Annotated in this window: 13 protein-coding genes; 5 read left to right on the top strand and 8 right to left on the bottom strand. The window is 71.6% G+C overall.

The window, feature by feature from the left end; translation table 11 throughout:
- The first annotated feature begins 23 nt into the window (after nt 1-23).
- Nucleotides 24-1,637, top strand: coding sequence for an AMP-binding protein (locus ACGF5O_RS45535; protein WP_393815826.1), 1,614 nt, complete (start codon nt 24-26; stop codon nt 1,635-1,637).
- Nucleotides 1,638-1,688: 51 nt separating this feature from the next.
- Here the strand turns inward: ACGF5O_RS45535 and ACGF5O_RS45530 are convergent, their stop codons facing one another.
- Complete coding sequence (locus tag ACGF5O_RS45530; RefSeq protein ID WP_393815825.1) at nt 1,689-2,909, bottom strand: acetyl-CoA C-acetyltransferase; 1,221 nt, start codon at nt 2,907-2,909, stop codon at nt 1,689-1,691.
- 27 nt (nt 2,910-2,936) lie between these two features.
- A complete protein-coding gene (locus tag ACGF5O_RS45525; RefSeq protein WP_393815824.1) occupies nt 2,937-3,737 on the bottom strand; it encodes an SDR family oxidoreductase in 801 nt (266 codons plus the stop codon).
- Nucleotides 3,738-3,856: 119 nt separating this feature from the next.
- Between ACGF5O_RS45525 and ACGF5O_RS45520 the strand changes: the two genes are divergently transcribed.
- From ACGF5O_RS45520 to ACGF5O_RS45505, 4 genes are all read left to right on the top strand, one after another.
- Entirely contained in the window at nt 3,857-5,164 is a 1,308-nt protein-coding gene (locus ACGF5O_RS45520; protein ID WP_393815823.1) for an LLM class flavin-dependent oxidoreductase, read from the top strand.
- Between the two features lie 70 nt (nt 5,165-5,234).
- Nucleotides 5,235-6,428: a flavin reductase gene (locus tag ACGF5O_RS45515; protein ID WP_393815822.1), complete on the top strand. Its 1,194-nt coding sequence runs from the start codon at nt 5,235-5,237 to the stop codon at nt 6,426-6,428.
- Between the two features lie 154 nt (nt 6,429-6,582).
- Nucleotides 6,583-7,098, top strand: a complete 516-nt coding sequence (locus ACGF5O_RS45510; RefSeq protein WP_393815821.1) for a nuclear transport factor 2 family protein — start codon at nt 6,583-6,585, stop codon at nt 7,096-7,098.
- 70 nt (nt 7,099-7,168) lie between these two features.
- Nucleotides 7,169-8,740: an FAD-dependent oxidoreductase gene (locus ACGF5O_RS45505; protein WP_393815820.1), complete on the top strand. Its 1,572-nt coding sequence runs from the start codon at nt 7,169-7,171 to the stop codon at nt 8,738-8,740.
- A gap of 19 nt (nt 8,741-8,759) precedes the next feature.
- Here ACGF5O_RS45505 and ACGF5O_RS45500 read toward each other — a convergent pair whose 3' ends face one another.
- The 6 genes from ACGF5O_RS45500 to ACGF5O_RS45475 form a co-directional block, all read right to left on the bottom strand.
- Nucleotides 8,760-11,414 carry a family 78 glycoside hydrolase catalytic domain gene (locus ACGF5O_RS45500; RefSeq protein ID WP_393815819.1) on the bottom strand — a complete coding sequence of 885 codons (2,655 nt, stop codon included), beginning with the start codon at nt 11,412-11,414 and terminating at the stop codon, nt 8,760-8,762.
- A gap of 117 nt (nt 11,415-11,531) precedes the next feature.
- Entirely contained in the window at nt 11,532-13,790 is a 2,259-nt protein-coding gene (locus ACGF5O_RS45495; protein WP_393815818.1) for a glycoside hydrolase family 3 C-terminal domain-containing protein, read from the bottom strand.
- A 76-nt stretch (nt 13,791-13,866) separates the two neighbouring features.
- Nucleotides 13,867-15,153, bottom strand: coding sequence for an MFS transporter (locus tag ACGF5O_RS45490; RefSeq protein ID WP_393815817.1), 1,287 nt, complete (start codon nt 15,151-15,153; stop codon nt 13,867-13,869).
- Nucleotides 15,154-15,253: 100 nt separating this feature from the next.
- On the bottom strand, nt 15,254-16,024 hold the full coding sequence (locus ACGF5O_RS45485) for an SDR family NAD(P)-dependent oxidoreductase (protein ID WP_393815816.1): 771 nt from the start codon (nt 16,022-16,024) through the stop codon (nt 15,254-15,256).
- A gap of 416 nt (nt 16,025-16,440) precedes the next feature.
- A complete protein-coding gene (locus ACGF5O_RS45480; protein ID WP_393815815.1) occupies nt 16,441-17,073 on the bottom strand; it encodes a TetR/AcrR family transcriptional regulator in 633 nt (210 codons plus the stop codon).
- Nucleotides 17,074-17,247: 174 nt separating this feature from the next.
- The gene (locus ACGF5O_RS45475; protein WP_393815814.1) at nt 17,248-18,741 is read right to left on the bottom strand and encodes an MFS transporter; all 1,494 of its coding nucleotides are present in this window, start codon (nt 18,739-18,741) and stop codon (nt 17,248-17,250) included.
- Nucleotides 18,742-18,934 lie beyond the last annotated feature (193 nt).

Here is an 18,934-nt window from a genome sequence, read left to right as displayed (position 1 = left end):
GTTTGGTTGTTTGGAGGAGTCACGTGACAGAGGCGCCGATGCCCTCGACGATTCCCCGGCTGCTCGCCCGCGCGGCGGAGCGGTACGGGGATCACCCGGCCGTCGTCGACGGCGAGACCCGCGTCGGTTACCGGCAGCTGACCGAACTGGCCCTGCAGGCCGCACGGGCCTGCACCGCCGTGGGAGTGCGGCCCGGCGACCGGGTCGCGGTCTGGGCGCCCAACCGGCTGGAGTTCATCCTGGCGCTGCTCGGCGCGCAGTGTGCGGGTGCCTCCGTGGTACCCATGAACACCCGGTACCGGGGCCAGGAGGCCGCCGTCGTCCTGCGGCGCTCCCGGGCCACGGTGCTCGTCCTCGCGGGCGGCTTCCTCGGCCACGACTACGCGGCGATGCTGCGGTCCGCGGTGGCGCGGGACGCGAAGCCCGGCGAGACCGGACCCACGCCCGGACTGCCCTGGCTGCGCACCGTCGTCGACATCGACGCCGCCCGGTCCGCGGACGGCCTGCTGTCCTGGGCCGACTTCACCGCCCGCGCGGACGAGGTCCCCGAGGCGGAGGGCGCGCGTATCGCGGACGCCGTCGGCCCCGACGACATCTGCGACATCATGTTCACCTCGGGCACCACAGGCCTGCCGAAAGGCGTGATGAGCGCGCACCGGCAGACCGTCGGCGCGGCCCTGGTGTGGGCCGAGGGCGCCGAGCTCAGCCCCGCCGACCGCTACGGGATCGTCAACCCCTTCTTCCACGGCTTCGGTTACAAGGCCGGGGTGATCGCCGCGCTCTCGGCCGGTGCCACGATCCATCCGGTGGCCACGTTCGACGCCGGCCGACTTCTGGAACTGATCCAGTCGGCGCGGATCTCGGTACTGCCCGGAGCGCCTACCATCTTCGTCTCCCTGCTGGACCACCCCCGGCTGGCGGAGTACGACCTCTCCACCCTGCGGTTCGCGACCGCAGGCGCCGCCACCGTCCCCGAGTCGCTGTTCCGGCGGATGCGGGAGGAACTGGGCTTCGACACGGTGGCACAGGCGTACGGCCTCACCGAGTGCACCGTGGCCACCCGCTCCCGGCCCGGCGAGGACCCCGCCCATGTGGAGCAGACCACCGGGCCCGCGGTGCCGGGCATCGCGATCCGCGTGGTGGACGCGGACGGCAAGGACGTGCCGACCGGCCACGACGGCGAGGTCCTGCTGCGCGGCGACAACGTGATGCTCGGCTACTTCGAGGACCAGGAGGCGACCCGCGCCGCCTTCGACGGCGACGGCTGGTTCCGCACCGGGGACGTCGGCCGGCTCGACGAGCACGGCTGCCTGAAGATCACCGACCGGCTCAAGGACATGATCATCGTCGGCGGTTTCAACGTGTACCCCGCGGAGGTGGAGAACGTCCTTGCCGGTCATCCGCACGTGGCCGAGTCCGCGGTGGTCGGCATGCCGGACGCCCGGCTCGGCTCGGTGCCCTGCGCCTACGTCGTCCCGCGCCGCGGGACCGAGCCCACCGCGCAGGACGTCATCGCGTACTGCGCGGAGCGGCTGGCCAACTTCAAGGTGCCCCGCAGGGTGGTCGTCCTGGGGGAGCTGCCGAGGAACGCCAGTGGCAAGATCCTCAAAACGGGGCTGCGCCGACAGCTCGGCTGAGCCGACCGGACCGCCTCGGTGGCCCGGTCGGCGGCTCCCCGGCAATAGGGGTCAGCCGAGCAGCTCGATGACCATGGCCATGCCCTGACCGCCGGCCACGCACATGGTCTCCAGGCCGAACCGTCCGCCGCGTTCCTGGAGGGCGTGGATCAGTGTCGTGGTGATCCGCGCCCCCGTCATGCCGAACGGGTGGCCGAGCGCGATCGCGCCGCCGTTGACGTTGACCCGTTCCGGGTCCGCCCCCAGCTGACGCACGGAGGGGATCACCTGGGCCGCGAACGCCTCGTTGAACTCGAAAAGATCGATGTCGCGCACCGTGAGCCCGGCCCGCGCCAGCGCCTGACGGGAGGCCTCCACCGGGCCCAGCCCCATGATCTCCGGGCTGAGTGCCGACACCCCCGTGGACACGATCCGGGCCAGCGGCGTCACGTCCAGCTCGGCCGCACGCCGGTCACTCATGACGACCAGTGCCGCCGCCCCGTCGTTGAGGGGGCAGCAGTTGGCGGCGGTCACCGTGCCGTCGGGCCGGAACACCGGCTGGAGGGCGGACACCTTCTCCAGGGTCACCCCTTTGCGTGGTCCGTCGTCGGTGGCGACCACGGTGCCGTCGGGCAGGGTGACCGGGGTGATGTCCCGCTTCCAGAAGCCGCGCGCGTCCGCCTCCTCGGCCAGCCGCTGGCTGCGCACCGCGAACTCGTCCTGCTCACGCCGGGACACCCCGTGCAGCCGGGCCACGTTCTCGGCCGTGTCGCCCATGCCGACGTAGGCGTCCGGCAGTTCGCCCAGCGCACGCGGGTCCACCCAGTCGCCGGCCCCGCCGGCCGCCCTGAGGGCCGTACGCTCGGCGGCCCCCTCGTACACGGGGTTGCGGGTGTCCGGCATTCCGTCCGCCTTGCCCCTGCCGAACCGGGAGACCATCTCCACCCCCGCAGACACGAAGGCGTCGCCCTCGCCCGTCCTGATCGCGTGGAAGGCCATGCGGGTGGTCTGGAGCGAGGAGGAGCAGTAGCGCTGGACGGTGGTGCCGGGCAGGGTGTCCAGTCCGAGCCGCAGAGCGGTCATGCGGGCCAGGTTGTAGCCCTGTTCGCCGGCCGGCTGGGCACAGCCGAGCATGAGGTCGGCCAGTTCCGCCGGGTCCAGCGCGGGCACCTCGGCCAGCGCCGACCGGACGATCTGCGCGGCGATGTCGTCCGGGCGCAGATCCTTGAGCGACCCCTTGGTCGCGCGCCCGATGGGGGAGCGGACAGCGGAGACGATGACTGCTTCGGGCATGGGGAGACTCCCTTTGGTCGTCGGGGTTCATCGCCCGCGGGACTTCGCGGTGAGTGCACCGGTGTTGGGCGAATGTTGGAGGAAGGCCGGCCACTCGCCACCCCCGTCCACGTTCAGGACGGCTCCGGTGATGTGCGCGGAGAGCGGGGAGGCGAGCATGAGGCAGGCCGCCCCGATGTCGCCGGGCCGGGCGAAGACCCCGCGCGGGATCGTCGCGGCGACCCGCGCGGTCTGCTCGGCGTCGCCGTAGTGGTCCGTGGACCCTGGGGTTGCCACCAGTCCACAGCTGACGGCGTTCACCCGCACACGGGGCGCCCACTCGACGGCGAGCGTCGTGGTCAGGGACTCCAGCGCGGCCTTCGCCGCGCCGTAGACGGCCGAGCCGGGGCTGGGCCGCCGGGCGCTGATGGAGGTGATGTTCAGGACGACACCGCCGTCGTCCTGCGCGTCCATCACCGGGAAGACGGCACGGCTGACGTACACCGGTGCCAGGAAGTTGAGGTCGGTGACCCTGCGGTGGAAGCGAGGGGAGGCGGATGCGAAGTCGGCGAACGGGGCGCCGCCCGCGTTGTTGACCGCGACGTCGATCCGGCCCCGCCGGGCGGTGATCTCCTCGATCCACCGGTCGACCTGGTCGGGATCGCGCACATCGACCTGGCTGAAGCGGGGTTGCCCGGGGGCGGCGCCGGGCGCGGGCGCAGTGCTGCGCCCGCAGATCTCGACCTCGGCGCCCGCGCGCAGAAACACCTCGGCGATGCCCTCGCCGACACCCCTGGCACCTCCGGTGACCAGGACGACCTTCCCTGCCATGTCCAACTGGAGCTGCATGTCCGACACCCTAGCCGGGGAAACCAATCAAACGCTAGGTCGGTGGCATATGGCTACCAAGCACTTGCTTGGCTATCCTCGGATCCGGCCGCGTGCCCGTACCGCACCGAGGAGTCACCGTGGAAACCGCACACCGGCAACGAAGCATGCACCTCGCCGTGTTCGCCCAGGGGCTCGGCGCGGCCCACTCCGTCTGGAGGTCGCCGCGCACCGCGCCCGACCGGCTGCACACCCTGCGGCACTGGGCGGACATCGCGCGCATCGCCGAGGAGGGCAGGCTCGATGCCGTCTTCATCGCCGACGCCCTCGTCCTGCCCGACTCGATCGGCGCCGACGTCGGCGAACGGCCGGACCCCGTGTCCGTACTGTCCGCTCTGTCGGCCGTCACCTCGCGTATCGGGCTGATCGGCACCAGCTCCACCACCTACAACGACCCGTTCACCGTCGCCCGCCAGTTCGCCACCCTCGACCACCTCAGCGAGGGCCGGGCCGGCTGGAACATCGTCACCACCGCCATCGCGGGCGCCTCCGGGAACTACGGCTCCGCCGAACTCCCCGAGCACGAGGCCCGCTACGCGCGCGGCGAGGAGTTCGTCGAGGTCGTCCTGAAGCTGTGGGACAGCTGGGAACCCGGCGCGATCGTCGCCGACCGGGCCGCCGGCGTCTACGCCGACCGCGACCGCATCCACGAGATCGGGCACCGGGGTGGCCACTTCCAAGTGCGTGGCCCGCTCACCGTCCCGCGCCCGCCCCAAGGCCGACCACTGCTCGCCCAGGCCGGTTCCTCCGCGACCGGCCTCGACCTCGCCGCGCGCTTCGCGGACATGGTCTTCACCACCCAGTACGACCCCCAGGCCGCGCAGGCGCTGGTGCGCAACGTGCGGGCACTTGCCGAGGTCAAGGGGCGTTCGCCGTTCGACGTCAAGATCCTTCCGGGCCTGACCCCTGTCATCGGGCGCACCGAGTCCGAGGCGCGGGAACTCGCCGACGAACTCGGCTCGCTGATCAGCCCCGAGGCGACCCTGGCCTTCATGCGCCAGGCCTTCGGCGGGATCGACCTCGGCCGGTACGACCTGGACGAGCCGTTCCCCGACCTGCGGGACGAACTGCCCGCGCACGCAGGCAAGTCGCGCCCCGCGCTGTTGATCGGCACCGCGCTGGAGGAGAAGCTGACCATCCGCCAGATGATCGAGCGTGTCGGCCTCAGTATCGGCCACCGCTGTCTGGTCGGCACCCCCGACCAGGTCGCCGACGACATGGCCCACTGGTTCGAGACGCACGCGGCCGACGGGTTCAACATCATCCCGGCCGACCTTCCCCACGGCCTGCGGGACTTCGTCGAGCAGGTCGTGCCGAGGCTCCAGGACCGCGGTCTGTTCCGCAAGGAGTACACCGGCACCACCCTGCGCGAACACCTCAGCGGCTGAGACGGGCAGTCCGCGAGGGAGCGTGCCGCCCGACGAGCCACCCCGCCGAACGATGAAAGAAGCATGGAACATGAGCCTCGCAGGATCCCAGTCCTTCGATTCCCAGAGCTTCCGCACCGTACTGGCGCACTACCCCACGGGCGTGGCGGTGGTGACAGCCCTCGCCCCGGACGGCGAACCCGTCGGCATGGTCGTCGGCTCCTTCACCTCGGTCTCCCTCGACCCGCCGCTGGTCGCCTTCCTGCCCGACAGGAAGTCCGGCTCCTACGCCCGCCTGTCCTCGGCCACCGCCTTCTGTGTGAACGTCCTGGCGGCCGACCAGGAGGACCTCTGCCGCCGGTTCGCCTCGAAGAACGGCCGGAAGTTCGAAGGCGTCGAGTGGAAGGCCGCACCGTCCGGGGCGCCGGTTCTCTCCGGGGCCGTGGCCTGGATCGACTGCGCCCGTGACCAGGTCTTCGACGCCGGTGACCACTACATCGTGCTCGGGCGGGTGACCGGCCTCGGGGTGCAGAACCCCATCTCGCCGCTGCTGTTCTTTCAGGGCGGCTACGGAGCTTTCAGCGCCCGCAGTCTCGTCGCGCCCTACGAGAACGACCTCGCCGCCCAGATCCGGCTCGCCGACCTCGCCCGTGAGCACATGAGCACCCTCGCCGACGAGTTCGGCCTGGAGTGCTACGCCCAGTCCGTGGCCGGGGACGAGATCGTCGTCGTCGCGGCGGCCGGGCCCCCGCACACCGCGGTGCGTACACACGTCGGCCGGCGGCTCCCGCTGATGCCGCCGTACGGGACGCTGTTCGTGGCCGGAGAGGGGGAGCGGGCCGCCCAGGCGTGGATCTCCCGGTTGCCCCGGCCGGTGTCTGAGGAGGACCTCGCGGCCTGCCGGAACATGCTGGAACAGGTGCGCAGGCGCCGGTGGTCCTTGGGACTCGTCTCGCCCCGGCACCCGGAGGTCTGGCACGAGGTCGAGGGGTTCAGCCGGGCGGCCCGGACGCCCGAACTGGACCTGAGAGTAGGCCAGTTGCTGGACGAAGTGCTGGACCAGTACGAACCCGCCGAACTGGACCCCGACGCCCTGCACGACGTCCGGGTCGTCGCGGCCCCGGTGCACGGCCCGGACGGCACCGTGGTTCAGGTCCTCGTCCTGTTCGGGATGGAGCCCGGCGCGAGCGCCCGGCAGGTCGCCCGCTGGCGCGACCGGCTGATCGAGGAGGCGGACGCGGTGACGGCGGCGATCGGCGGACGACGGCCGTCCACCGTGTCGTGAGAAGGGCGTCCGCGGCGCTCCCGGTCTGCGGGACCCGTACTCGCGCCGGGGTGTGCGCGGCCCGGACACTCGCGCGAGCCGCGGCAAGAGCGTGCACCGGCGTGCCGCCCGGCTCACCGCATCCAGGCGCGAGGCGCCGTCGGGAGGGAACACCATGACATCCGAGATATCAGGGACGGCCGAAACCGCGTCGGCGCCCGAACGCCGGTCCGAGGACGGTGCCTCGCAGCAGGCCAGGGCCGCACTGCGCGCGCTGGCCGAACGCTACGCCGTGGCGCTGGACCTCGGCGACCGCGAGGGCTACCTCGCCGTGTTCACCGAGGACGCCGTCGTGGCCGTGCACGGTCCGGACGGCTCCCCGACCCAGGAAAGGCGGGGCGCCGCCGAGATCGTGAAGGAGTTCGACGACCTCGCCGGCTTCGACCGGGTCTTCCACCTGGTCGGCGGGCACGTCGCCGACATCGCCGAGGACAACGGGACGGCCACCGCCGTCGTCTCGGCCGAGGCCCACCACTACAGCCCGTCCGTCGACGGCGACGCCACCGACCTGTACTGCCCGGTGCGTTATCACGACACGTGCGTACGCACCGGCCGGGGCTGGCGGATCTCCCGGCGGGAGGTCTTCCCCCTCTGGTACGAGGCACGCACCGTCACCGCTCCCCGCCGGTGACCCCGGCTTCGCCCCGACCCCGCCCACTCGCCGACCCACCCAGCCACCCGCACGACCGAGGAGACCGGACATGACCGACGAGGCGACGACAGCCGACTGGGACGAGGAGTGCGACGTCCTGGTGGTGGGCTCGGGAGGCGGCGGGCTCACCGGCGCCTACACCGCGGCCGCCCTGGGACTCGACACCCTGGTGGTCGAGAAGACCGGGTACTACGGCGGCACCACCGCCTACGCGGGCGCCTGCCTGTGGCTGCCCGGCAACCCCGCCCAGGCACGGGCCGGCCTGGAGGACTCGGCGGAACTGGGCCGCACCTACTTCCGCGCCGTCGTCGGCGACAGCGCCCCCGCCGAACTCCAGGATGCCTACATCGACAACGCCGGCCCCATGGTCGCCTTCCTGGAGGAGAACCCGGAGATCCGGTTCGAGCACCGGCCGTTCCCCGACTACTACGACGCCCCCGGCCGCTTCCCGCTAGGCCGGGGCGTGTTCCCCGTGGAATACCCCGCGGCCGGGCCCGGCGACGAACTGCTCGGCGCGGTGCGGCCCACCGCCTGGGAGGAACGCCTCGGCGTCAGCGGCCCGGAGGGCCCCTTCACCGACGGCCGGGCGCTGATCGCCGCGCTGCTGTCGGCCCTGCGCGCGACCGGCCGCGCCCGCTGCCGCCTCGGCTCCGCCCTCACCGACCTCGTGACCGGCCCGGACGGCGCCGTACTCGGCGCCCGTGTGACGGCCGACGACGGCCGGGAGCGGCGCGTCCGTGCCCGCCGCGGCGTGCTGCTCGCGGCCGGCGGCTTCGAGGCCAGCCACCGGCTGCGCCGTGAGTGGCAGCACCTCCCCGGTGCCGACTGGACCATGGGCGCCCCCGGCGGCAACACCGGCGACGCCATCCTGGCCGGTCAGGCGGCCGGCGCGGACACCGCCCTGCTGGCCGAGTCCTGGTGGTGTCCGTCCGTCCTCTTCCCGGACGGCTCCGCCAACTTCGCGCTCGGCTTCCGGGGCGGTGTCTTCGTCGGCGCCGACGGCCGCCGCTTCGCCAACGAGAGCCTGCCGTACGACCGGATGGGCCGGGCCATGCTGGCGGCCGGCCATGGCGACCACCCCGACCGCCCGGTGTGGTGGGTCTTCGACGGGCGCTGGGGGGACGAGGTGCCCGGCATCGTCGTGGTCCCGGCCGACCGCAAGTCCTTTACCGAGGCGGGACTGTGGCACACCGCCGACACCCTGGACGGCCTCGCCGCCACCGTCGGCATCGACCCCGTCGGGCTGACGGAGACCGTCCGGACCTTCAACGGCTACGCGGCCGAAGGCGTGGACGCGGACTTCCACCGCGGCGAAGACCCCTACGACGCCTTCTTCGCCGACGGCGAGGGACCCAACTCCGCCCTGGTATCGGTCGCACAGGGCCCGTTCCACGCCGTGCGGCTGGTCCTCGGCGACCTCGGTACCAAGGGCGGCCTGCGCACCGACATCGACGCCCGCGTCCTGCGCGCGGACGGCACGTCGATCCCAGGTCTGTACGCAACCGGGAACACCATCGCCTCGGCCGCAGGTGCGTTCTACCCCGGTCCCGGCGCCCCGATCGGGTCGGCGATGGTGTTCGGTCACCTCGCGGCCCGCGACATGGCGGGCCGAGCCGGGTGATGCCGCGGGGTGCGGCCGGTCAGACCGCCGCGCAGGTGAAGTGATGATCTCCGGGCGCCGCCTCCGACACATGTCCGTCGGGCAGGGTCACGGTGGCCGTGGTGTCCGGCGGAACCGTCAGGTCCAGCCGGAAGCGGCCATCCTCGATCAGCCACTTCACCGCGATGCGCCCTCGTACGGAGTCGAACTCGGCCTCGGCGGAGGTGAGTCCGCCGCCAGGGCGGGGACGGACGTAGAAGTGCTGGTAACCGGGCGCGTCCTCGCGGGGGCTGATACCGGCGACGTAGCGGTGCAGGAAGGAGATCACCGCACCCTTGCTGTAGTGGTTGAGCGAGGTGGTGACGGACCCGTCCGGCGACGTGCCCTCCCAGTTCTCCCAGATCGTCGTGGCCCCGTTCCTGATCATGCCGAGCCAGGACGGGGTCGTGTCCTGGAGCAGCACCTCGTAGGCGACGTCGAGGTGGCCGGTGTCGGCCAGTACGGGAAGGAGATAGGGAGTGGCGAGGAAGCCGGTACCGAGGTGGTTGTCCGCCTTACGGATCAGCTCGACCAGGCGGGCGGCCGTCGGGGCCCGCAGCTCCTCCGGGACGAGACCGAAGGCGAGCGCGCGGACGTACGTGGCCTGGGTGTCGCGGGTGAGGCTGCCATCGGGGCGGATGAACTCGGCGCGCCAGGCATCGAGCACGCGCTGCGCGTAGGTGCTGTGGCGGACGGCGTCCTCCTGTTCGCCGAGAACCTCGGCGGCACGCGCCAGCAGCAGCGACGAGTGATAGAGGTAGGCCGTGGCGACGATGCCCTGGTCCTGGAAGTAGAAGGGGAGTTCGTCGTTGCCCTGGACGGGCTCCAGCCACTCGCCCCAGTGGAATCCGCTGTCCCACAGATACTGCTCATGGGGCGCCGGCTCGGGACGCTCCTCGGCCCGCGACGGGAACCGGCCGTCCCGCGCCGCGGCGGCGGCGAAGTCGACCCAGCTTCCCATCGAGGCGTATTGGTCCCGGAGGATCCGCTCGTCACCGTAGAGCTGATGGACCAGCGACGGAACGATCACGGCCGCGTCGCCCCAGCCCGCCGAGCCGTTGATGTACGAGTACGTCGGGTCCGAGCGCTGGTCGAGCCCCGGCTCGGGCGCCCAGTTCGGCACCCGGCCGTCGGGCCACTGGTCCGCGGCCAAGTCGGCCAGCCACTTTGCGGAGAATCCGGCCACGTCGTAGACGAAGGCGGCGGCTGGGGCGAACACCTGCCAGTCGCCGGTGAAACCGGCCCGTTCGCGGGTGGGGCAGTCGGTGGGAACGTCGCAGGCGTTGCCGCGGAAGCTCCACACGGCGGCCTCGTGCAGCCGGTTGAGCATCTCGTCACTGCACCGGAACCAGCCGGTGCGGCGCATGTCGCTGTGGACGGCGACGGCACGGACGGACTCCGCCTCCAGGACACCCGGGTGTCCTTCGATCCGGACGTAACGGAAGCCATGGGTGGTGTGGCGCGGCTCGAAGACCTCGCCGGGACGGCCCGCGGAGACCACCCGGTCCACCTGGCCGACGTCGAACGTCTTGCCGGTGGTCCCATCGATCGCCACCAGATGGCCGGTGGTCACGTCGCCCTCGGTGTCGAGGGACTCGCCGTGGGTCAGCGTCAGCTCGGTGCCCTCCGGGCCGAGATCGGCCAGCCGTACCCAGCCGCTGAGGATCTGCCCGAAGTCCACGACGTGCACGCCCGGCCGGGGCCGGGTAACGGATGTCGCGGCCAGTTCCTCGATCCGGCGCACGGGTGGTGCGGGGCTGGTCGTCAGGCGGCCCGTGTCGTCGTACAGCCCGCCGTCGGCCACCCGTGCCTCGGCCCATACGGTCATGTCCGCGCCGGTCTCGCCCCAGCCGTCGGGCGACTGGGTGAGGTCGGTGCGCTGCCCGTCCATCAGATCGGCGGCGACGATCTCCGAGGGGCGTGAGAACCAGCCGGGGCCGGTGACGACCTCGGTCGTCGCCTCGTCGGCCTCGGCGCGCAGCACGGCCCAGAAGGCGGTCCGGGTGCCGTAGCCGTCGGGGATCCGGTGGAAACCGGTCCGGCCCCGGAACCAGCCGTCGGAAAGCACCGCGCCGATTACATTGCCACCGGGGCGCAGCAGCGCGGTGACGTCGTAAGTCTGGACATGCAGCCGGGAGCGGTAGGCGGTGAAGCCCGGAGCCAGCTCATGGTCGCCGACGCGCACACCGTTGACGAAGAGTTCGTACAGGCCGTGCGCGGTCGCGTGCACCCGGGCCTGCCGGGGGACGGCGTCCAGGGTGAACTCGTGGCGCAACAGGTGCGCGGGGCGCACACCGGCCTCGGCGGGCTCGTCCTCGGCCGGTTCGATCCAGCGTGCCGAGGCCGAGGTCGCCGGGGAGAAGGGGAGCCGCTCCCAGAAGGCGGGCTCGGACCAGTCGCTCTCACCGAGGTCGGTCCAGACCTTGACCCGCCAGGTCACCCGCTCGCCGGGCGAGGGTTCCGGGCCCGGGAAGGGAACCAGGACGGTGTCCCCGCCCTCCAGCCGACCCGAGTCCCAGTCGGCGGTGCGGATCCGGTAGGCGGTCTGCCGGGAACTGCCGACGGGCAGCCACCAGGACAGCCGGGGCCGGAGCACGTCGGTGCCCAGGACCGAGTCGTCCAGGTGCTCGACGCGAAGGCGGGTGGGTCGGGGCATCAGTGAACTCCAGAAAGCGGTGCGGTCGTCTGCGGGCGGAAGGAGGTTTGTCGCCTTCCGCGTGTGGGCCACGCCGAACGGTCCGGACCGGCCGGTCCGGCAGCGCGTGTCCGAGTGTCAGGCGGTTGCCGGGACCTGGGTTCGGCTCATGTCCATGAGCTGCTCCAGAAACTCGTCCGGCAGGGGCACCGGGAGGAAACCGAGGAACTGGCGCATCGGCATGGACGCGACCATGCGCATGGCGTCCGCGTTGTCCGCTGCGGCAGCGGCCTGCTCCTCGGTCATCCCGGCCGACATCGCTTCCGTCAGGGCGGGGCCGGCCGCCGGGTGGCCGAACCACTCCTCCACGGTGGAGTCCATCGTGAGCGGCTTTGCCAGCTGGTCCCCGGCCAGGTCCAGCGTGGCGGACGCGGTCATGGCGTGCGCGTTCTCGGCGAGCTGCACCTCGTAGCGGCCGCCGGAGACGGTCCAGTCGCCGCGCTGGATGTCCCAGTAGGCGAAGGCACGGCGATCCAGGGCGATCTCCACCGTGGCGCTCTCACCCGGCTCCAGCGCTACCTTGGCGAAGCCCCGCAGCTCACGCACCGGGTTGCGTACCGGCCGCTGGGGCGCGGCCACGTATACCTGCACCACGTGCTTGCCGAAGCGGTCACCGGTGTTGGTGACCGTGACGGAGGTCGTCGCGGTGTGGGCCCCGGTCGCGGTGACCCGGAACCCGCTCTGCTCGAACGTGGTGTAGCTCAAGCCGTGGCCGAACGGGTAGCGGACGGCGACCTCGGCGGTCTCGTAGTAGCGGTAGCCGACCATCACGCCCTCGCCGTAGCGGACATGACCCTGCTCGCCGGGGAAGTTGAGATACGACGGGGTGTCGTTGAGGCGGAACGGGATGGTCTCGGCGAGGCGTCCCGAAGGGTTGACCCGGCCGGTGAGTACGTCGGCGATCGCGCCGCCGCCGGCCTGGCCGGGCAACCACGCCTCGACCACGGCGTCCACCTCGTCGTGCCAGCTCTCCAGGCTCACCACACCGCCGTTGAGCAGCACGACCACCGTGCGCCGAGCCGCTGTGGCCACCGCGCGCACCAACTCGACCTGGTCGTCCGGGAGTTCCAGGTGCTCACGGTCGAAGCCCTCGGACTCGTCGGACTCACGCAGGCCGATCACCAGCACCGCTGTGTCGGCCTGCTCAGCGATCGCGACGGCCTCGGCGCGCAACTCCTCGGCGTCCGCCTGCCCGCTGATGTCGTAGCCAGGCGCGAAGTCGAACCGGGCTTCCGGGAGCAGGGTGCGCAGCTCGTCCAGGGTGCAGTCGACACGCGTCGCGTTGACGTGGGAGCTGCCGCCGCCCTGGTAGCGCAGGTGCCGCGCGAACTCGCCGATGACGGCGATCCGGTTGGTGGGCGCGAGCGGCAGCGCCCGGTCTTCGTTCTTCAGCAGGACCAGGCAGTCACCGGCGCTCTCCCGGGCCAGCCGGTGCTGGGCCGCGTGGTCGACCTCGGCCGCTGTGGTCTCGGCGCGCACCCGCCGGGCCAGCGCGCGCAGCCGCTCCACGGCGGTGTCCACCACGGACTCCGCCAGCCGCCCCTCGCGCACGGCGGCCGCGACCTCGGCGTCCGTCCCGCCGCCGTTGCCCGGCATCTCCAGGTCGGTGCCGGCGACCAGGGCCGCCACCCGGTCGGCGACCGCGCCCCAGTCGGAGACGACCAGTCCGCCGAAGCCCCACTCCTCGCGCAGCACCTGTGAGAGCAGCCAGCGATTCTCGGACGCGTAGACGCCGTTGACCTTGTTGTAGGCGGTCATGACCGTGGCCGGTCCGGCCTCCTTGACGATCCGCTCGAAGGCCGGCAGGTAGATCTCCCGCAGCGCGCGCTCGTCGACGTCGGCGCTGACCCGCATGCGGTCGGTCTCCTGGTTGTTGGCCGCGAAGTGCTTGACGGAGGCGGCCACCCCCTGGCTCTGCACACCGCGCACATGGGCGGCACCGAGCATCCCGCTCAGCAGCGGGTCCTCCGAGAAGTACTCGAAGTTGCGACCGCACAGCGGGGAGCGCTTGATGTTCACACCGGGTCCCAGCAGCACGTCCACACCCAGGGCGCGCGCCTCACGGCCCAGCGCCTCGCCGAGCCGGCCCACCAGATCCGGGTCCCAGCTGGAGGCGAGGGCCACCGCCGGCGGGAAGCAGGTGGCGGGCTCGCTGTCGTAGATGCCCAGGTGGTCGGACTCCCCGGACTGGAGCCTGACACCGTGCGGGCCGTCGCTGAGGACCAGCGAGGGCACACCGTCCCCCTCGGCGGACTCGGTGGACCACAGGTCGCGGCCGGAGAGCAGGGAGGTCTTCTCGTCGAGGCCGAGCATGCCGGCGACGGGAGAGCTGTCCATGATGTGCGGATTCCTCAGTTCTTGTCGAGTGTGCCGAACCCTGTGAGGGCGTGCGACGGTGGGGGAGGGGTGCGGCTCAGCGAACGCCCCGGATCGGCCGTACGGTCAGACCGCCGGCCGCCGCGACGCCGGCCGCCGTCAGGAAGAGCAGGGTGTAGTTGTCGCCGCCGCCGATGGCCAGGAGCACGGGGGCGACGAGCGGGGCGACCGACTGCGGCAGGGCGCTGGCGATGCCGAAGACGCTCATGTACTTGGCGCCCTCGGTCTCCCGGTTCGGGATGACGTCGGTCACCAGGGCGATGTCCACCGCGCCGAAGACGCCCGCGCCGAGGAGGATGATCTCCGAGCCGACGAAGACCTGGAGAAATGACGAGGCGGTCGCGACCACGGAGAACCCGACGGCGAAGCAGCCGGCGGCGAGGTAGATGAACAGCTTGCGCCGGTGCAGCCGGTCCGACTGGACACCACTGACCACCGCGCCGAGAGACGTCATCACCAGGCCGATGCCGCCGGTGAGGGCGAGCAGCCCGGTGACCTTGTCGAGCCGGTAGCCGAGGTGGTCGGTCAGGAAGTACAGCTGGTAGGTCGTCAGGAACATCAGGCTGAGCTGGATCAGGAACCGGCCCGCCCAGGTCCAGCCGAGGTCCGGGTGGCGGCGCGGGTTGAAGGTCAGACCGCGCAGCATGGCGACGATGCCCTCGCCGGAGCGCTCCTCGGGACGGATGGCCCGGTCGGGCATCAGGAGAACGACCGGGACCAGCGCCAGGCAGGCGAGCAGCGCCGGGACCAGGAAGAGCAGCAGGGGGGTGCCCTTGAGGGGGTTGGCCATCTGGAAGCCGACGACACCGGCGATCTGGGCGGTGAAACCGAGCAGACCGGAGACCTTGCCGCGCTGCTGTTCCGGGACCTGGTCGGGCAGGATGGCCTGGAGTGACGTGGTGATCGAGCTGAGGCCGAGCTGGCTGACGACGAACCCGGCCATCACGCCGGGGACGCTCGTGGCCAGGCCGGTGAGCGCGGCGCCGCCGAGCAGCACCGGGATGCCGCCGATGATCCAGGGCTTGCGTCGGCCCAGGCGGGCGGTGGTGTTGTCGCTGAACACGCCGAAGAGCAGTCCCGACACGATGCTCGCGAGCGTGCCGATGCCCACCACCAGGCCGAGGCTGGTGGACTTGCCGGCCGGGTCGATCCGCTCCAGCTGGATCGCGAGCGACACCAGCAGGGGTGTCATGGTCGCCAGGTAGATGCCGAGGTAGGCGATCACGTAGAGGGTGATGAAGCGGGCGCTGACCGGGGTCGGGCCGCCGTTCAGGGCTCTCTCCCCGTCCACGGGCGCGGGGATCTCGGCTGCGTGCTGTGACATCGTGTCGGCCTCCGGGCGTGCGGGCACGTCCATGGGTGGTGCGGGTGGAGTGAGGCGAGAAGGGTTCAGGGACACGGACGTGCCCAGGAACGGGCTCGGCTCACTGATGGGTGCCGCCGTCGATGCGGATCTCGGTGCCGGTGATGAAGGCGCCGTCCTCGGAGACGACCATCGCGACCACGCCGGCGACGGTGTCGGGAGAGCCGTAGCCCTCGCCGAGGACGGGGGACAGCTTGGTGAAGAGGTTCCAGTCGGTGTCCTCGGGCACCAGCGAGAAGATGTTCTCGGTGATGCCGCTGGAGATGCTGCCCGGGTTGATGTTCACCGCGCGAAGACCCTGCTTGCCGTACTCCTGGGCGATGCTGTGGGTGAAGGACAGGATGCCGCCCTTGCTGGCGGAGTACGCGGCCATGAACGGGTGGGCGAACTGGGCGGAGGTGGAGCTGAAGTTCACCACCACGCCGTGGCCGCCCTCCAGGAGCGCGGGCAGCGCGGCCCGGGTGACGAGGAACGTACCGGTGAGGTTCACGGCGATGATCCGGTTCCACAGCTCCAGGGAGCACTCGTGGGTGTGCGCACCGCGCAGCATGCCGGCCACGTTCACCAGGGCGTCGAGGCCGCCCAGCCCGGCTATGGCGTCCGCCACGACGGTGTTGACCGCGGTCTCGTCGGACACGTCCAGCACGGCGGTGCGCAGCCGTTCGGCGGCGCCGGCCTTACGGGCGAGTTCGGCGGTCTCCGCAAGCCCCTCCTCGGCCACGTCCGTGGCGACTACACGGGCGCCCTCGGCGAGCAGGCGCAGCGTGGTGGCGCGGCCGATGCCGGAGGCGGAGCCGGTGACGAGGATGCGGTGGCTGTCCAGACGTTCCATGGGGTCATACCTCTTGATTCTGCGGGGTGCGGCCAAGTCGTCGAGGTCGGGAAGCGGTGACCGTGCGGGGCCGGCTGCTGTGGGAGGGGAGAACGGATCGGCCGGGCCGGATCGGCCGCCGACGACGGGAGCCTGCGGCAGGGCGGCACGTGTACGCGTCGGCGTCCGACTCTATGACCAAAAAGCGAATGTGGCTAGGTATTCGAACCTGGGGAATACGGCGGGATTTCCGCGAGATGTACGGGAGGGGCGTCCGCGCACGTCAGCGGGACGGCCGGAGCGCGCCGAAGCACGCCGGAGCGCGCCGATGAGGGAGCCGGTCCTGTGCCGGAAGCCGGACATGGAAGAACGGCCCGGCCGCCGTGATGTGCCGTACGGCGAAGCCGCCGAACGGACGGAAGAGATCGGGCTGGCCCTCAGCCGTCGTTGCCGTTGACGACCTGCCTGCCCCCGTCCGCGGCCGTCACGGGGTTCTGGCACATCCGGTTGAAGGTCTCGATGGTGCCCTCCATGTCGACGTCCGGGTCCAGCAGCCACTGCAGCTGGAGCCCGTCGGAGAGGGCGAGCAGCATGCGCGCGACGTGGTCGGGACGCACGTCCGGGCGGACCTGATCGCGTTGCTGGGCCGTCCGCAGTCCCGACTCGATCTGGGTGCTCAGGTTCGCGTACCGCTCCTTGAAGAACGCGTGGGCCGGATGCTCCGGGTCGGACGACGCGGCGGAGAGGGTGACGAAGAGGTCCACGAGGCCCCGCTGGCGGGTGTTGTGCGAGGCGGTTCGCGCGACCGCCTCGCCGGGGGTCGTCACGTCGGCGGTCGCTTCCAGGTCCAGCGCGTCCCGCTCGGCGATGACGGCGACGAGCAGGTCCTCGCGGGAGTCGAAGTAATGCAGTACCCCTGCCTGGGACATGCCCACGCGGTCGGCGATCTCCTTGAGCGACGAGCCGCGCTCTCCGTGCTCGCTGTATACCTCCAGGGCGGCCCGGAGGATCTGCTTCCGGCGTTCCAGTCCCTTGCGGTAAGGGCCACGGGGCTTGCGAGGTGTCGTCACGGTCCGACCGTACTTCACGAGGCGCTCCGGCCGGCCGCCGGGAGCAGTCAATGAACAACGGTGGTGGAGGAAGTACCGGTACCACGGGCTACCGGTACGGAGAGGGAGCCGGGGCCGCCGCGGCGGGACTGGCATGATGCGGCGACCCCGGGGCTTGTGGGGTGATGGGTCCGGTCAGGACGTGCTGACGGCCGGACCCGCCTCGATCTGCTCCACCGGCCGCAGCTTGGGCACGAGCAGTACGGCGAGGACTCCGAGCGCCGCGCAGCCGGCGGCGAAGAGCATGGCGTTCCGGTAGCCGGCGTCGAGGTAGAAGCGGGTGCCTTGCAGGACGTTGCTGTGCTGGGCCAGGACCACGTACACGAGCTGCGTGATGATCGTGGTGAGCAGGCCCTGGATCATGCCCTGGAGACCGTTGGCGGTGACCTGTTCCTCGGGGGTGACGGTCTCGATGATGAGCACCGGCACGGTCGCCACGATCAGCCCCAGGGCCAGTGCCGTCACGATCCCGAGCAGCATCAGCTGTGTGTTGGTGTAGTGCCACTGGCGCTGGAGCAGGTAGCCGACGACGGCGAGCAGGGCACCCAGGCCGAGCGGCAGCCGGGTGTCGACCTTGCGCAGGACCACGCCGGTGCCGAAGCCGACGAGCAGGATGAGGATGCTGGACGGGATGCCGATCACCGCGAAGTGGGTGGCGGTCATGCCCAGGCCGTCGGAGACCTGCGGGATCCTGGGGAAGAGGACCAGCAGCTGGCTGATGATGCCGGTGCCGTAGACGGTGCCGGCCACCAGGCCCGTGGCCAGCATGACCGACCAGACGGGTCGGCGCGCCAGCATGCCGAGGTGGAAGAGCGGGTGCGCGGCTCTCAGGTCGCTCACCGCGTACAGCGCCACGGCGAGGATGCCGCCGACGATGTAGGCGAGGGTGCCCGAGTCGGTCCAGCCCCACTCGCCGCCCTTGCCGATGCCGTACGCCAGTGCGCCCGCGCCGCCGCCCAGCAGGACCCCGCCGAGCCAGTTGACCCGGGTGCGCTCGACGCGCTGCGGGGTCTCGGGCACCACGAGGAACAGCAGCAGCAGACCGATGGCCGTCGCGGCGGTGAGCGCCCACAGCACGCCCCGGAAGCCGAAGCCGTCCAGCAGCCAGCCGGTGAGGAAGGGGCCGCCGAGGGCGACGAAGGCGATACCGCTGCCGATCAGACCGCTGGCGGCGCCCACCTGCTTGGCCGGGAAGAGTTCCCGGACGCTGGCGTAGGCGAGGATGGCGATCGGGCCGTAGAAGCCGGCGATGCCGCGGCCGACCAGCAGCATGCTGTAGCTGGTGGCCAGGGAGGCGACGATGTCGCCGATCAGGCCCAGCATCGTGATGACGATCATCACGTTCCGCTTGCCGTAGAAGTCGGCGAACTTCACGACGAACGGCGTGATCACCGTCGAGACCAGGGCGTTGACCAGGATGAACCAGCCGATCTCCGTGGTGCGGAAATGCACGGCGATGGAGGCCTGGGCGTTGCCGCCCAGCATGCCGGCGAGCGAGAGCAGCTGCGTCGGCCACATAAGGGCGAGGGCGATGAGGACCAGGCGGACACCCAGCCCGGGACCGCCGGAACCGGCGGACGGCGCCGACGAGGTCGGGGCGGGAGGGGAGGGCGTGGTGGAAGAAGACACGGCGGTGTGGCCTCTCGGCGGAGGGAGGACCGCGCGGCTCGGCGGTCCTGCGGGGATGGGATCAGCCCCGCCGATGGCGGCGGGGTGGTGGCGTGCGGTCGCTCCGGGAGCGGTTCGGGGAGGAACCTGGCGGGCTTCCGCGAAGAACGTCGAGAACGGAATCAACCGGAGGCGGCCGAGGGGGGAGACACGA

The sequence above is a fragment of the Streptomyces sp. NPDC048291 genome, from assembly GCF_043201715.1.
GTDB lineage: Bacteria > Actinomycetota > Actinomycetes > Streptomycetales > Streptomycetaceae > Streptomyces.
This window is presented reverse-complemented; position numbering and strand designations above follow the sequence as displayed.